The following is a 15,344-nucleotide window of genomic DNA, read 5'->3' on the forward strand; positions in this document are numbered from 1 at the left end:
ATCATAACAAACTGCACTAGCACTATTGATCTAAAGATATTTTACTTTATTAAAAAATAGCAAAAATCATTTAATATCAGCAATCTACAAGCAGTTCAGTCATGACAACTATAGGGCGGCTGTTCAGTATAATTGGCTGGAACGATTCCTAAAAAAGCGTCTAGCATAATGATGACTTGCCGACGCTGTTTCTAATACTACAATTATCTATACCATAACACAATCATAAACACTTTATTACAATGGTGTAACCTTTGGACCGCCCTACTGGTTCATTGAAGATGAGCTTATACTATCTGGTTGTCTAAGCTGGGTTTGGGGTCACATGCTGACGAATTTGCTCAGCGACCAGATCAGCACTATTTTCTAATACCACAACATGCTGCGGTAGGCTCTCTAAACCTTCCGTGTGAGCTGGGCGCTCGATGTCGATTTGACCCACTGCTTCGATGATAGTATCGGCAAACTTAACAGGCAATGCAGTCTCTGCACAGACAATGATTTCACCCTCACGCTGTAGCTCTTTAGCGACCTTGATACCGTCAGCTGTATGCGGGTCAACCAGCTCACCATGCTGCTCATATAGTGATTTGATCGTATTTAAACGATCGCTATGGGTTGATTTTCCAGCAGCAAAACCATAACGCGTATTGACCGCTTCCATCAAATCAGACAAGTCAAACCCTTGTCCTGATTTTACGCCGTCAAATAACTCGTGGACGCGTGCACTGTCTTTATCCAGCAACAAATAAACAAAGCGCTCAAAGTTCGAAGCTTTTGAGATATCCATTGATGGACTCGAGGTGACATAGGTTTTGTCAGTGGGACGCGGCTGATAAGCGCCTTGATTAAAGAAGTCATTGAGCACATCGTTTTCATTGGTGGCTACTATCAAACGCTCCACGGGCAGACCCATTTCACGTGCGATGTGACCGGCGCAGATGTTGCCAAAGTTGCCTGATGGCACGCTAAAACTGACTTTTTCGTCGTTACTCGTCGTCACCGCAAAATACGCTTTAAAGTAATAAACGATCTGCGCGAGGATGCGTCCCCAGTTGATAGAGTTGACCGTGCCCAAGTCATACTGAGCTTTAAAATCCGCATCTTGCTGTAGCGCTTTTACGATATCCTGACAGTCATCAAACATACCATCGATCGCGATATTATGAATATTATCGTCGGTCAAGCTATACATTTGCGCCCGCTGAAACTCACTCATTTTGCCATGCGGTGATAGCATAAAGACTTCGACGTTTTCTTTACCACGCAGAGCGTATTCTGCCGCACTACCTGTATCGCCGCTGGTTGCCCCAATAATCGTGATACGTGCCTCTTTTCTTTTGAGGACGTATTCAAAGGCATTGCCCAAAAACTGCATAGCAACGTCTTTGAATGCCAGCGTTGGGCCGTTTGATAATCCTAAAATATATATGTTGTCTTTGAGCTTGCGGACAGGGACAATATCATCGGAGCCAAACACATCGGCCGTATAAGTACGCTCGATAATGTCCTGCAAATCAACCGCAGGAATATCAGTGGCAAAGCGCTGCATAATCGCCATCGCAAGCTGTGGATAGCTGAGCGTGCGCCATTCATCAAGTACAGCGCTATCAATCGTTGGGTAATGCTCAGGCAGCATCAAACCACCGTCTGGCGCAAGACCCATTAATAGCACATCACTAAAGTCCATTGGTGCTGTCTGACCACGAGTACTGATATATTTCATTAGATTGTCCTGTCTACAATAATGTTATTCAATAGTTAAAAACGGTTTATTCAGCAGTCTTCTGCAACAACGCATAATAAAAACCATCGCCACTCTCGCTATCAATTGGCAAGCACTGGCGACCAATCTCTTGGGCAATACCCCAATTGCAATCCTCGGTAAACTCAATCGCTACCGCATCGTTGTGATAGCTGATGAAGTCTTGCATTTGCAGCACGTTTTCTTGCTTTAGAATAGAGCACGTGACATACAACAGATACCCGCCAGCTTTAAGCTGTGGCCATAAGTTATGCAAAATATCTGCTTGCAGCAGGACGGTTTGTTCGATGTCTTCTTCGGTACGCAAAATACTGATATCAGGATGGCGGCGAATCACACCCGTCGCGGTACAAGGAGAGTCCAATAATATCGCATCAAATACCGGCTCATTGGTCGCGGCTTTTTTATTTTTGCCGTGCTGCCATCTGGTGGCATCAGCACAGACAACGTTAAGGGCAATATTTTTCTCAGCTTGCTCTAAATCCTGCTGCTTTAAATTGAGACGCTGCAAATTATCATAAATGCGTTCGATGCGCGGAGCTTCATTATCGATAGCGGTTAGCTTTACTTTAGAAGCTAACGGTTTCGCTTCCTCATCGTCTTGTTTCACGTGAAACAGCGATGGAGAGTCGTTTGAGCTGAGTAGCTCTAACCAATGTGCAAGCTTACCACCGGGCGCGGCGCAGGCATCTAGAATATGTATCTCGTTATTGGTATTTTCCGTATCAGACTTTTCAGCGCTGAGCTTCGCCATTAACGCTTTGTTGACAATAGGTGCCGCAAGCTGAGCATGCATGTCTTGCACGCTAGCAATGCCTTCAGCAAAATGAGGCAAAGCATTGACAGCGGTAGTCTGATGCAGTCTTAACCCTTTAATCGACAACGTCGTCGTTGTCGCTGCCTCTGATGAACCAGTCAATTGTAAACCACTGGTAAGCTCAACGATATCGGCATCAATTTCTGCACCATACAGCGACTGTTGATAATCCTCTACTGAAGTAACTGCCGAGTTGACTCGCAAAAACATTGGCGCCGCTTGGCGTAAGCCTTGGGTCAGCTCATCGTACTGCTCACTCCAATCTTGCTTAAGCTGATAGGCAAGCCAGTTGGGCAAGCTGTGTTTTTTATCGCACTTCTTACGGAATTTACTCGGATTCTTAGCAACTTTACGCAAGATAGCATTGATCAAACCTGTCGCATGCGCAAATTCAATCTCCTTTGCCGCTTCGACCGTTTCATGGATCGCGGCATGATCTGCCACTTCTAAATACAACAATTGTGCTAAACCCACCTGAATTGTGGTACGAACTTCGACCTCATCTATGGGGTTGTCAGCTAGCGTATCAAGCAATCGTGCCAGAGCATGCCATTGGCGTAGTGTTGTCAGCAATAGCGCATGAGCAAAGCCTTTGTCACCATCGTGCAAGCTGTTTAATAACGGATCAAGCACGCTTGAGAGGGACTGACCGTTTTGAATAGCCAGTAAGGTACGAATCACACGTACGCGTACGCTACCGTTCATAATCAGATTGCTTGACGGTTTTAGCTTGTTGTTTCTAGGTGCATTGTTTCTAGAGCCAGTGCTGGTTTGTCTCATTGAGTTGTATTTCCTTGACGTCGTATCGATCGCGTCTTGTGCAAGTAAAAGGGAGTGTAGTGAAACTATTTTGATTCTACTGTGAATTTATCACCATCGTTTAACTGGTTGCCATGACAAAGTTGCTCCGCCGTCATCGGCTTACCACCAGCGAACTGTAACTTAGTTATGGCCAGTGTATTACTCAGCTGTATGTCATGAGCGGTATTATTGTTTGACGCCTCTACCTCTTTGCCGCAAGCGACCAAAATTGCTTTGCGCCCGACACTTACGACCGTACCTGCAGGCTTATCTGATGTTTGTATGGTGTTAATGGGCAGTGCCGTCAGTATTTTGACGCGTTGGCCTTCTAAGAAAGTGTATGCACCTGGCCACGGGGTCAATCCACGAATTTGACGCTCAATGGTAGCAGCTGGCTGTGTCCAGTCAATTTCACCTTCGGCTTTGACCAGCTTTTCCGCATAGTTTGCTTGACTATCATCTTGGGGAACGGCGTTCGCTTGATACTGTGACAAATCACCAAGCACCGTAGTGATCGCGCTCGCACCAAGAGTGGCCATCTTATCATGTAGGCTGGCAGCAGTATCATCCGGCGCGATATTGGCGCTAATCTTGTAAATCATATCACCCGTATCTAGTCCTTTGTCCATCTGCATGATGGTAATACCTGTCTCGTCATCGCCTGCCAAAAGCGCACGATGGATAGGAGCAGCACCGCGCCAGCGTGGTAATAACGAGGCATGAATGTTCAAGCACCCATGAGTAGGCGTGTCTAATACTCCAATAGGTAAAATCAAACCATAAGCAGCAACAATCATAAGATCTGGCTGATACGTACGCAGTATTTGACGAGCATCCATTCCTTCTGTGCTTGATTTCTTAAAAGTAACTGGCTGCTCCACCGTGATATTATTGGCTAATGCCACTTCTTTCACAGCAGATGCTGATAGTTTTTGACCACGTCCCGCTTTGCGATCAGGCTGAGTGTATACCGCGACGATATCTATATTGAGTGCTTCTTGCTGACGTATCAATGCCTCTAGACTCACCGCAGCAAACTCAGGCGTCCCTGCAAATACCACCCTTAATCGCTGAACAGATGGGTTATCATGGTTGAAAGACGAATCAGATGGAGCAAAAGTGGCAGCAGTGTTAGTCATAATCATGCATTATATAAAGTTAATTCGCTCATTATAGGTGAGTTTGCGACGTAGTGCCATGACCGTGCTAGTGACAAAACCTGTAGAACCTTTGATACTGTTTACCTTTATAATATAAAAACGATAAGTATTTTATTGATAAACATTCTATTTATCGTCTTTATGCGTAACATAAAAACGTACCAATCGTGACGTGCTACAAACAGTGACCCATTATTCTGTTATAAATAATAGCTACAGGGATTCAGTATCAAGTCAGTGCCAAATTTTTGAGAAGATTAATTATTAAAAAATTACTATGATTTCACTATATTTCTTTGTGTCGATATAGGGCCATGCTCTTATGCAACAGTTTCAGTCCTTACAGCGCTTATTGATTTTTTATGCATTGACTCTGTTAGTAATGCTACTGCTGTATTACGTCACAATGTTCGATGGGATAAGACAACATAGCGAACAACATAGCATAGATACTTTTTACTCATTACAGCACAGTATCATTGAGCATGCTGACCCTATTGATGAAGATATAGAAACTATTTTAGATCAACCTACCCTTCACCATGTCAGTTATCAGCTTATTTTAATGATGCCATCTGGGCAAACCTATATCTATCGTAGGACTCGTCCTAACGAATCAGCGTTTGCTAACGTAACATTCCCTGCTATCAGTGCAACTGCCTCTGATAATAGTCAGCAGAGTGCGTATAGGGTTGGCAGTAGCGAGCTCACAGGAACTATAAACCTCAAAAGTGGCCATCAGGTCTATGTTATTTTGCGGCATGAGCCTTTTACGATTGACTGGACGTCTTATCGTTACTGGTTGCCTTTGATGGTCGCAATCATACTATTTTTTATGGCTATGCTTTACATGCTCAATCGTCGAACCAACTGGGAACAACTACTGGTTTATACCGACAACTTGAGCAGCCGGGCAAAAGAAGCCTACACACCGCCGCCCTTCTCACAAAAAAAATCTACCACTGAATTTTTGCTTTTAGGTAATGCGCTGAGCCGTGTCAGCTATCAGCTTCATAATGACTATCGACGCGTCAAAACACTAAAACATCGTTTGGAGCGCTTGGTTGATCAAGCACCGCTGCCCATGCTGATGAGTGTACGTCATGGTCAGATTAGCTTTTACAATCAACGCTTTGAGCAAATATTTTCGCCATCTTCCCAAAATAGTGGCAGGCATGAGCTTACTGATTTTTTTGTAGGTAAGGATGCATCGACCCAGCAACTATTACAGACTTTAGCCAACTTACGAGTTACACGCATTCTGACAGCTTACAGTATAGAAAATAAGCAAACCTACCAGTTACATATTACACCGTGGTTTGGTGAACATGGACAGGTTCACGGCTTTACTGTCATTATAAATAATATCCATGAACTCATTAATCAAAACGAACAACTGCAGCAGCAAAACACACAACTACAGCGCAAGCTTGATGAGTTTAATACGCTTAAATTTACCATCGGTCACAAACTACGCATACCGTTAGAGGCTATGATTGACATCCTTGAGCCAATCGACCCTAATACGCTAGATGCGAGACAAAACAAGACGTTAGATATTTTGATTACTACCAGCCAAGATATGCTAACAGCGCTGAATGATACTCTACATATAGGAAATATCGAGGCAAGGAAGACTCGTCTCAATGTTGAGCCTGTCGATGTATATAAACTGGGTCAAGAAGTTAACGACCTAATCTTAAATGATGCGCGGTACAAAGGAATTGAGTTAATATATTTCTTTTCGCCAGACGCTCCACGCTCTATCGCTACTGACGATATTCGTCTCCGGCAGATCTTGCTTAACTTATTGCACAATGCTGTGAAATTTACCCCTTCTGGTCACGTCGCGCTGACTATCAACCCGATAACTCAGGAGCAAATATCAGAGGCCAGTAGAGAGACATTACGCCTTATTAGTAAAAACATAGTCACAAATGAAGTTGATTGCTGGATACAGTTTAGCGTGCAAGATACTGGTATCGGTATCTCCTCTGCAAAACAGCAACAGCTATTGGCATACTTCAATAAACCCCGCGGTCAGGATAATAACGAGATAGAGAAAAATGTAATCGACACAGGGCTTGGTCTAAAAAACGTCAATAGTTTTGCACGGTTATTAGGCGGATTTATTGAACTGGCAAGTACGGTCAACGAAGGCAGCATATTTAACCTTTATCTCCCTTGTAGACGCCCAAGTTATCAGCCGGTATATCATCATAGTCAGCATTTGAGTCAGATTTATCTTATTGCAGTTGTCCATCAACCACTTGTTGCAGCACACTTACAGCAACTGTGTGACCACTTGTCTATATCGATAACGATTTATACCTCTGTGGACCTAGCGACTATAGAGCAGCTGACAGACCGACTCAAACAGGATAAGCAAACCCTAGCACCTTTGCTGTTACTGGACTACGAGTACTATGATACCAGTACTATAGTAGTGGGCAGTAACTCTAGTTCTGATAGTCTGGACACCTATCCGCAGCAGTTGAAACAGGTACAAACTGAATCGGCAACAGCCATACTAAGCAATAGCCCTAAGTTAGCCACTAGCATCGATAGACGACAAGCGTTAGACAGCCTACTCGCTAATACCATACTCCCTAAGATATTGTTCAGCATGAAACCTGAGCGCCGTATACCGTCTGTGCTGCTCGACCAATGTGATGGTTTCTTAGCAAAACCTCTAGACAGTGCGCTGTTACTATCTGAGCTGATGCGTCTGACGTTACCAGTCAGGCAAACATTAACGCAGGTAAAAAACGTCAAAGACAATGTTAGTCAGATAAATACCTCAGATGACGTGAAACAAGAAATACAGCCGCTTGTTTTAGTGGTAGAAGACAGTCCAACCAATCAAAAGATAGCTTGCAAGATGCTGAGTAAAATTGGCTATCGTAGTATCGTGGCAGAGGATGGACAGCAAGCACTTGATGTACTGCAAACCCAACGTGAAGAGATTTCACTCATTTTGATGGACTGCCGTATGCCTGTTATGGACGGACTAGAAGCCACCCAAGCAATCCGCGCACAAGGGGATAATATACCTATCGTGGCATTAACTGCAAACAACACAGAAGAGGATCGCGAGGCCTGTATGCAAGTCGGTATGGATGAGTTTTTAGCTAAGCCAATCAGTAAGAAAGAGCTAGAAACTGTTTTGCAGAGCTTTATACCCTAAGGAATAAATAAAAAACACTCTTTCAATATCACTAAATTAAAGCAATATTGGAAGAGTGAGTTATTTGATAAAGAGACTGAGATGGTGGCAGATTAAGTACCTAAACGTTATTTCATAAAACCATTATCTGCCAAAAAACCTTCCGTAATTTGGCTTTGAGGGTTTGACGTATTCATGCCACTAGGTTGCGACTTATTTAATAAACGCTCTAAATAACGTGCAACGATATCCACTTCAATATTAACCTTATTACCAACCAACCAATGCTTAGCGATATTGGTCACTTGAGCCGTATGCGGAATAATGTTCAAACAAACAATGTTGTCACGCACAAGATTGGTAGTCAGACTAATACCATCCACCGTAATAGACCCTTTGGTCGCTGTATAGTGCGCCAGCTCTTGTGGTATTTCAATTTCAATATAGATAGAACGCGCATCTTGTTGCAGCTTACTAACAACACCCACCCCATCTACGTGACCAGCAACGATATGACCACCAAAACGAGTCGTTGGCAGCATTGCTTTCTCTAGGTTGACTATATGGCCTGCTTTCAACTCTTCTAGCGCTGTACGAGCAATAGTTTCACGTGAGACATCGACAGCATAGTAGTTGCTACCGAACTCTACCACAGTCAAGCAAATACCATTTGATGCAATAGAATCGCCTAACTGTACATCACCAAAATCCAAATCATCAGACTCTACGGTCAAGCGTATATCGCCGCCTGTGGGCTGCATGGATTTAACTTTACCAACGCTTTCTATAATTCCAGTAAACATATTACCCTCATCTCATTATTGTATTGTCTTTAGCAGCGATATTTTGTGGTGTATCGAAACCTCAGTATTGTTTGATCAGATCTATGTGTATGGTGAGTTATATACTCAATGTGGACGTTCATAAGATAGATTGTGGATAAGTAATAGTAAATCAATGGTCATTCACCAAAAAAACTTGAGGATTATAGAGTTATCCACAACTCTCCTAAATTCATTTTTTGGCATAAACAGTAATGGTAACTATACCAAGTCATTGATTTATAAATAATTAATTTTTTTTTGATATAAAAATTCGTATTTTATGTTTCATGTGAAACAGAGTTATACACAGTTTCATGTGAAACCCAACATATTCTAGCTTACTTATCCACATATAATGCACACAATAAGAAACTTATAAAGTGCAAGACGGAAAATAGGCAGTTTACAAAGGTAACAAGGTTAACTTGAGGTCAGAACCGAGCTGCTCGTGGTTCTGAATATCAAAGCGTAACTGCTGTGCCAGTGAAATAGGGTTAAAGTTAACCATCGGCCTTGCTTGATCACCGAGTAGACAAGGGGCTTGATAAACAATTAATTCGTCTACAAGCTGTTGACTCAAAAAACTACCGGCAACGCTAGCACCCGCCTCCACTAAGATGTCATAACATTGATACTTACTTACTAGCTCCGCGAGTAACCCTGTAAGATTATCTGTATGCCAATAAACTGTGTCTGTATGGCGACACAATTGATAATCAGACTGCAGGCTGTGTGCTAAACGCTGACGCCTATCAAGTACAATTACTTTAGGTCTTGGTATCTCATCAGCTGATACGCCTAACTGTGTTGAGCGTACATTGAGTTTTGGATCGTCCATTATTACTGTTTCACTACCTGTGATAATCGCGCCACTTATTGCTCTTAGTTTTTGCACATCTTCGCGAGCAGCAGCTGAAGTAATCCATTTAGATTCACCAGATGCCATCGCTGTACGGCCATCTAAACTGGTTGCTATCTTTAGTCTGACGTAAGGCATCTGTGTACGCATGGCTTTCAAAAACCCCCGATTCAATGTCTCTGCCTGCTCTGTTAGCACACCAACCTTCACGTCAATACCTGCTTGCTCCAGCAGCTTTACACCGCGGCCTGCGACCTGCGGGTTCGGATCTAGACCTGCGATTACAACGCGCTTCACACTGGCTGCAACCAGTGCAAGCGCGCATGGCGGCGTACGACCTGTATGACTACATGGTTCTAATGTCACATAAGCAGTTGCACCTACTGCGCGCGCGCCTGCTTCTTTGAGCGCAAATACCTCAGCGTGTGGCTCACCAGCTTTGGGATGAAATCCTTGACCGACTATTTCTTCTTTTTGGACAATCACACAGCCGACCGCTGGGTTGGGTCTGGTGGTATATAAACCGCGTTTGGCTTGTTCGATAGCAAGCATCATGAAGTAACGATCTTGCATATCTTGAGCGTGGTTTTTGGTTGGCATAGCAGTAGACTTAATGAATGATTAATAGTAATTAAGAAACAATGAGTGATTAGGAAACTACGTGCCGATAAGCTGCGAGCTTATTTATCGTTTGGACGGATATTGGCAATTTCTTGATGGAACGCATCAATATCTTGGAAGTCGCGGTAAACACTAGCAAAGCGTACATAAGCAACATCGTCCAATGATTTTAGCTCACTCATGATAATTTCGCCCAATACTTTACTGCTGATTTCACGCTCACCCATCTGTCTGACACGTTTTTCGATGCGACTGATCATCGCCTCTTGCTCGTCGATAGTGATCGGGCGCTTTTGCAACGGCAGTAAAATAGAACGGCGCAGCTTTTCGTTGTCATAAGGCTCAATTTTATTGCTTGATTTGATAATTCTGGGCATAACGACTTCTACCATCTCAAAAGTCGTAAAACGCTCTTGGCAGCTATTACATGAACGGCGGCGACGTACTTGTGCACCTTCTGCAGCGAGACGTGAGTCAATAACCTTTGTCTCTGATGCATTACAATACGGGCAGTGCATAGCATTTCCTTGTTTTACGATTGAGAATAAGATCGATGTTCCATAAGTAGCTAATACAAGTGATTCATAGAAGCTATTGCTGGGTCATTACTTGCCGATACAAAAGCTACCAAATATCTTGCCCAGTAGGTCATCAGCGCTAAACTCACCTGTAATCTCACCCAAGCTCTGCTGGGCTTGACGCAAGCTTTCAGCCACCAATTCACCTGCTTGAAATACGGTTAGTTGCTCATGTGCCTCTGCTAAAAAGTTAGCAGTTCGTCTAAGGGCATCTATATGTCTTGTACGAGCGATTAGACTATTTTCTGGTGGGTGAAAACCTACCTTTGCGCATAGTGCTTCGACTAGACTATCAATACCAATGCCTGTTTCACATGAAACATTGACTTGTTCGTAGCCTCTGTCTCTTATTTCAGCTTGTGTCATAGAAGCAGATTCTTCACTGCTATGATCATTCAATAAGTCGCTTTTATTGGCAATGATTAGTAAGCGTTTGGCTTCTGGTAGCTCACCAAACAACTGCTCGGCGAGTTGCAATGGTGTGCTCGCCTCTTCGACATCGCGAGTCACATCGTAGACCATCAACAGCATATCAGCTTGAGTGATCGCTGTACGGGCACGTTCAATACCAATACGCTCTACGGTATCCTCTGTGTCACGTAGACCTGCCGTATCGGTAAGATGTAGGGTCAAGCCATTGAGTACCACTGTCTCTTGTAGCGTATCACGTGTGGTACCCGCGACATCTGTAACGATAGCACGTTCCTGTCCCGCTAAACGATTGAGCAAGCTTGATTTACCCGCATTTGGTCTACCTGCTAAAACAACGTGAATGCCATCACGCAAGAGCTGCCCTTGTTTTGCAGTTGATAAGACTTGCTGTATTTTATCTTGCGTTTGCTCAAGCTTGCTTTGTATCACACCATCAGATAAAAAATCGACATCCTCTTCATCAGGGAAGTCAATCGCCGCTTCAACATGCAAGCGCAAATGGATCAGCTGTTCTAATAACTGATTGATTTTTTGTGAAAATTCACCGCTCAAAGAACGAATCGCACTACTGGCTGCAGCAGCACTGGTCGCATCAATCGCATCGGCAATCGCTTCTGCCTGTACCAAATCTAACTTATCATTATCAAAAGCGCGGTAAGAAAACTCTCCGGCACTCGCTTGTTTGGCACCTAATTCGAACACGCGCGCGAGCAATTGATTTTGCAAAATAACGCCACCATGCCCTTGCAGCTCAATCACGTCCTCACCCGTGAACGAATGCGGACCTTTAAAATACAGTACCAACCCTTCATCGATCACCGTACCATCCGCCTGATAAAAACGGCAAAAACTGGCCATACGCGGTGTAAATGCAGATTTGCCAGTGAGGGCGCAGGCCATGGCATAGGCACGGCTACCTGATAAACGTATAACGCCCACACCCCCACGTCCAAGCGGCGTTGCAATAGCGGCAATCGTGGCGAGTCCTGCTGTATTAGATTTTTCAGAAGAATTAGGTGTGGCTAGGGCCATCTCTAAGGAATCCACAATTACTCTCAATAGCTTAAAACCCTATTATAGACGCCTGAACTCATACTGACAAAACAAACTTTGAAAGGTAGTCCTTTCTTTACTGTGTTGATAAGCTGTGGATAACTAACCTATCACCTATAAAAAAACCACCGCTTACGCGATGGTCTTTATTATTGAGTATTAAATAGTGTATCGGTTAATCAACTACTTTTACCGTACGGCGCTTTTGCTCTTCTTCAACTTTTCTATTAACAATATATTGCTGAGTCATACTAAACAAGTTATTCACTGTCCAATATAGAACCAGACCTGCTGGGAAGAACAACATGAACGCTGTAAAGATAATCGGTAAGAACTTCATAACTTTTGCTTGCATTGGATCAGCTGGCTGAGGGTTCAGCTGCTGCTGTACAAACATTGAAGCGCCCATTAGCAATGGTAAGATAAACCATGGATCCATCGCGGAGAGATCTTGAATCCACAAAATCCAAGGGGCATGACGCAATTCGACACTCTCTACCAACACCCAATATAGCGCTAAGAAAATTGGCATCTGCATCAAAATAGGCAAACAACCCGCCATTGGATTGACTTTTTCCTCTTTGTATATCGCCATCATTTCTTGCGACATTTTCATGCGATCATCGCCGTGCTCTTCTTTGAGCACCTTAAGTCTTGGAGCGATAGCGCGCATTTTTGCCATAGAGTAGTAGCTCTTATTAGAGAACCACATTAGAGCAATTTTGACCAAGATAGTCAGTATAATAATCGACCAACCCCAGTTTCCTACTACTTTATGCACACCATCCAAGATAGCGAATAGGACCTTAGATATCGGCCATAATAAACCGTAATCAACTGTCTGATTAAGACCTTCAGCCACATCTTTGAGCTCAGACTGTACTTTTGGACCTGAGTATAGCGTCGCATTCAAAGTCACTTGTTTGTTCGGTGCTACGTTTACTGGCTGACTATTAAAGCCAATAAAGTAATCATCGCCAGTTTCGCGACTAAAGAATTTACCCGTAAAGTTTTGAGGCGTCCATGCAGAGACGAAATAATGCTGGACAATGCCGACCCAACCTTTATCACTGGTCGTAGTCAACTCGCCATCACTAAAGTCACCAAATTTCAGCTTGTTATAAGGATCGTCTGGTGTACCCCAAGCACCGCCTAAATAGGTCGCCATGCTCAGCGCGCCTTTATCAGACATGCCAGGATCTTTACTATCGTCACGCTTTAGCTGCGCAAACATTTGGCCTTGCCAAGCGTTGGTAGAAGCATTTTGAATTTTGTAACTGATATCGATTGGATATTTATTTTCGGTAAAGGTAAAGGTCTTAGTAACTGTTACACCATCTTTTTTGTACGTAAGCGGTACTGAGAGTGTTTGTTGACCATTTTCCATGACATAGTTATTAGCAGTGTGCGTATATATCGCTCGACCTTCTGCTGTATCGATACCATTTTGACCAATCAGACCAGACTGAGCGACATATACACGGTTGCTATTATTTTCTAGCAATACGAAAGGCTTATCGCTATCGAGCGTTGCGTCATACTGCTTGAGTGCAGCATAGACAATATCACCACCTTCTGGGTTGATTTTAATATCATAGCGATCGGTCGTTACTGTGATTAAGCCTGTATCTTTCGCAGGCGCAGCTGTCACAGCTCCGTTATCGACAGGTACTGTCTGTACCGGAATATCACCTGCTGCACCAGTGGTAGAGGGAATGTCAGCACCTACTGAACTTGTAGTTTCTGGCACCGCATCGACAGCTGGCGCATCGGCATAATCATCTCGCCATGCCAAAATCAGCAGATAAGCGGTAATTAACATCGCAATGATGATCATCACCCGAAATATCTTTTGCATAAACCTTTCCTAGATTAAAAAATTAGGGAATGAAAAATTAGGGCATGTGTCATGACTATACATCACAGTTGCTGGCTAACATGACAACTGCATTGATAGTCATTTACATAAAATGTGCATCATTTTACTAAAAATCTACTATAAATGATACCAAGAGTGTGGATAACTTGTGGGTAACTCATTAGTTATCCACATTCAAGTTTTGACACCTTATTTTCTACATTGATTTCATCAAATAGTTGAGACGTGAAACGTAGCTCTGACTGTCTCGGTAAACGCTCCATCCTTGAACGCTACTAACTGATATAATAGTAGAGGATAAGTAATGATAGTGATAAGAGGATAGAGGAAGGGGTACAAAATCAATGCCATGTCCACCAAGTGGATGGCACTTACTAAGGCGTTTTAAAAGCAACCAACTACCTGCACGTGTTCCATGCCAAGCTAAAGCTTGTTTGCCATAGCTTGAGCAAGTTGGGTAATAACGACAGCGAGCAGGTAGTATGGGGCTAATTATTTTTTGATAAATAACAATTAAATTAAATAAGATTTTATAAATTATTTTATTTAATATATCTAATGAAAAATTCATTTTATTTTTTTTCTATTTTTTTAAAAATACTATTTATTTGATTTTTTATTTCTTCAGAATTTATATCTCTTAAAGATTTTTTTACAATAAAAACAATATCCTTATTTTCTATATTAAAGGCCTTTGTTCGAAACTGTTCACGTATATGTCGTTTGATCAAATTTCGAGCCACCGCAGTAGGGACTTTACGCTTAGTGATTGCCATGCCAATACGTGGTTTTCCGTGAGCACTGGGCTTCACAAAAGCCATAAGGTGGCTCTGATGTAGTTTACGCTCAGGTGCGTCAAATACTTCACGGAAAGCTGCAGGCGTAAGCAGACGCTGCTCTTTAGTGAAACTGGCTGCAGGTATAGCTGAAACGGATTTTGGCATGATATAACCTAGTATAAGAGCGAATGACGTGTGACAGATAATAGCAAACTATAGAAACAAAAAAAGCGCCGATGCGGGCGCTTTTAATATGTGGCTAAGTGTTAGTTGTGATGACTGCCTATAGCAATCCATAAACAATAAGCACTATTAGCCATGCTTATCGCAATCTAATGATTACACAGTAAGACGATGACGTCCTTTAGCACGGCGACGGGCTAAGACTTGACGGCCTTTTTTAGTTGCCATACGAGCACGGAAACCGTGAGTACGTTTACGCTTGATCACGCTTGGTTGGAATGTACGTTTCATAACTCACCTATCAAAATAATGGACTAAATTCGTAATAACGGAGGATTATACCATCCAGTATACTCTCGGTCAATAAACTAATTTGTCTTACTGTTAGAGAGTCGATTTGTACTACAAAGTTATTAAGCCTTTCTGA

The 15,344-nt window shown here is 42.9% G+C and carries 12 protein-coding genes; 1 reads left to right on the forward strand and 11 read right to left on the reverse strand.

The window, feature by feature from the left end; all coding sequences use genetic code 11:
* Window positions 1-304: 304 nt before the first annotated feature.
* From thrC to fmt, 3 genes are all read right to left on the reverse strand, one after another.
* Complete coding sequence (thrC, locus tag ACTXGL_RS03505; RefSeq protein ID WP_443524920.1) at window positions 305-1,726, reverse strand: threonine synthase; 1,422 nt, start codon at window positions 1,724-1,726, stop codon at window positions 305-307.
* 46 nt (window positions 1,727-1,772) lie between these two features.
* Window positions 1,773-3,362, reverse strand: coding sequence for a transcription antitermination factor NusB (locus ACTXGL_RS03510; RefSeq protein WP_443524922.1), 1,590 nt, complete (start codon window positions 3,360-3,362; stop codon window positions 1,773-1,775).
* Between the two features lie 65 nt (window positions 3,363-3,427).
* The gene (fmt, locus tag ACTXGL_RS03515) at window positions 3,428-4,522 is read right to left on the reverse strand and encodes a methionyl-tRNA formyltransferase (RefSeq protein ID WP_443524924.1); all 1,095 of its coding nucleotides are present in this window, start codon (window positions 4,520-4,522) and stop codon (window positions 3,428-3,430) included.
* Between the two features lie 343 nt (window positions 4,523-4,865).
* Between fmt and ACTXGL_RS03520 the strand changes: the two genes are divergently transcribed.
* On the forward strand, window positions 4,866-7,730 hold the full coding sequence (locus ACTXGL_RS03520; RefSeq protein ID WP_443524925.1) for a response regulator: 2,865 nt from the start codon (window positions 4,866-4,868) through the stop codon (window positions 7,728-7,730).
* 107 nt (window positions 7,731-7,837) lie between these two features.
* Here the strand turns inward: ACTXGL_RS03520 and ACTXGL_RS03525 are convergent, their stop codons facing one another.
* From ACTXGL_RS03525 to rpmH, 8 genes are all read right to left on the reverse strand, one after another.
* Entirely contained in the window at window positions 7,838-8,512 is a 675-nt protein-coding gene (locus ACTXGL_RS03525; protein WP_443524926.1) for a riboflavin synthase, read from the reverse strand.
* A gap of 424 nt (window positions 8,513-8,936) precedes the next feature.
* The gene (gene ribD, locus ACTXGL_RS03530; protein WP_443524927.1) at window positions 8,937-9,992 is read right to left on the reverse strand and encodes a bifunctional diaminohydroxyphosphoribosylaminopyrimidine deaminase/5-amino-6-(5-phosphoribosylamino)uracil reductase RibD; all 1,056 of its coding nucleotides are present in this window, start codon (window positions 9,990-9,992) and stop codon (window positions 8,937-8,939) included.
* Window positions 9,993-10,072: 80 nt separating this feature from the next.
* Window positions 10,073-10,531, reverse strand: coding sequence for a transcriptional regulator NrdR (gene nrdR / locus ACTXGL_RS03535; protein WP_319050816.1), 459 nt, complete (start codon window positions 10,529-10,531; stop codon window positions 10,073-10,075).
* An 87-nt stretch (window positions 10,532-10,618) separates the two neighbouring features.
* Window positions 10,619-12,055, reverse strand: a complete 1,437-nt coding sequence (gene mnmE, locus ACTXGL_RS03540) for a tRNA uridine-5-carboxymethylaminomethyl(34) synthesis GTPase MnmE (RefSeq protein WP_443524929.1) — start codon at window positions 12,053-12,055, stop codon at window positions 10,619-10,621.
* A gap of 196 nt (window positions 12,056-12,251) precedes the next feature.
* Window positions 12,252-13,934 (reverse strand): membrane protein insertase YidC, encoded by a 1,683-nt coding sequence (gene yidC / locus ACTXGL_RS03545; RefSeq protein ID WP_443524931.1) that lies wholly within the window; start codon window positions 13,932-13,934, stop codon window positions 12,252-12,254.
* Window positions 13,935-14,151: 217 nt separating this feature from the next.
* Window positions 14,152-14,526 carry a membrane protein insertion efficiency factor YidD gene (gene yidD, locus ACTXGL_RS03550; RefSeq protein ID WP_443524933.1) on the reverse strand — a complete coding sequence of 125 codons (375 nt, stop codon included), beginning with the start codon at window positions 14,524-14,526 and terminating at the stop codon, window positions 14,152-14,154.
* A 1-nt stretch (window position 14,527) separates the two neighbouring features.
* Entirely contained in the window at window positions 14,528-14,899 is a 372-nt protein-coding gene (gene rnpA, locus ACTXGL_RS03555) for a ribonuclease P protein component (protein WP_443524935.1), read from the reverse strand.
* A 174-nt stretch (window positions 14,900-15,073) separates the two neighbouring features.
* Entirely contained in the window at window positions 15,074-15,208 is a 135-nt protein-coding gene (rpmH, locus tag ACTXGL_RS03560) for a 50S ribosomal protein L34 (RefSeq protein ID WP_007394757.1), read from the reverse strand.
* Window positions 15,209-15,344: the final 136 nt, after the last annotated feature.

Origin of the sequence: Psychrobacter sp. T6-6 (assembly GCF_052258185.1) — a bacterium.
Taxonomy (GTDB): Bacteria; Pseudomonadota; Gammaproteobacteria; order Pseudomonadales; family Moraxellaceae; genus Psychrobacter.

Excerpts from the sequence above, each read along its gene's own strand:
- thrC (WP_443524920.1), bottom strand. The coding sequence starts at position 1,726 with ATGAAATATATCAGTACTCGTGGTCAGACAGCACCAATGGACTTTAGT.
- rpmH (WP_007394757.1), bottom strand. The coding sequence starts at position 15,208 with ATGAAACGTACATTCCAACCAAGCGTGATCAAGCGTAAACGTACTCAC.
- ribD (WP_443524927.1), bottom strand. The coding sequence starts at position 9,992 with ATGCCAACCAAAAACCACGCTCAAGATATGCAAGATCGTTACTTCATG.
- fmt (WP_443524924.1), bottom strand. The coding sequence starts at position 4,522 with ATGACTAACACTGCTGCCACTTTTGCTCCATCTGATTCGTCTTTCAAC.
- nrdR (WP_319050816.1), bottom strand. The coding sequence starts at position 10,531 with ATGCACTGCCCGTATTGTAATGCATCAGAGACAAAGGTTATTGACTCA.
- rnpA (WP_443524935.1), bottom strand. The coding sequence starts at position 14,899 with ATGCCAAAATCCGTTTCAGCTATACCTGCAGCCAGTTTCACTAAAGAG.
- yidD (WP_443524933.1), bottom strand. The coding sequence starts at position 14,526 with ATGAATTTTTCATTAGATATATTAAATAAAATAATTTATAAAATCTTA.
- mnmE (WP_443524929.1), bottom strand. The coding sequence starts at position 12,055 with ATGGCCCTAGCCACACCTAATTCTTCTGAAAAATCTAATACAGCAGGA.
- ACTXGL_RS03525 (WP_443524926.1), bottom strand. The coding sequence starts at position 8,512 with ATGTTTACTGGAATTATAGAAAGCGTTGGTAAAGTTAAATCCATGCAG.
- ACTXGL_RS03520 (WP_443524925.1), top strand. The coding sequence starts at position 4,866 with ATGCAACAGTTTCAGTCCTTACAGCGCTTATTGATTTTTTATGCATTG.
- ACTXGL_RS03510 (WP_443524922.1), bottom strand. The coding sequence starts at position 3,362 with ATGAGACAAACCAGCACTGGCTCTAGAAACAATGCACCTAGAAACAAC.
- yidC (WP_443524931.1), bottom strand. The coding sequence starts at position 13,934 with ATGCAAAAGATATTTCGGGTGATGATCATCATTGCGATGTTAATTACC.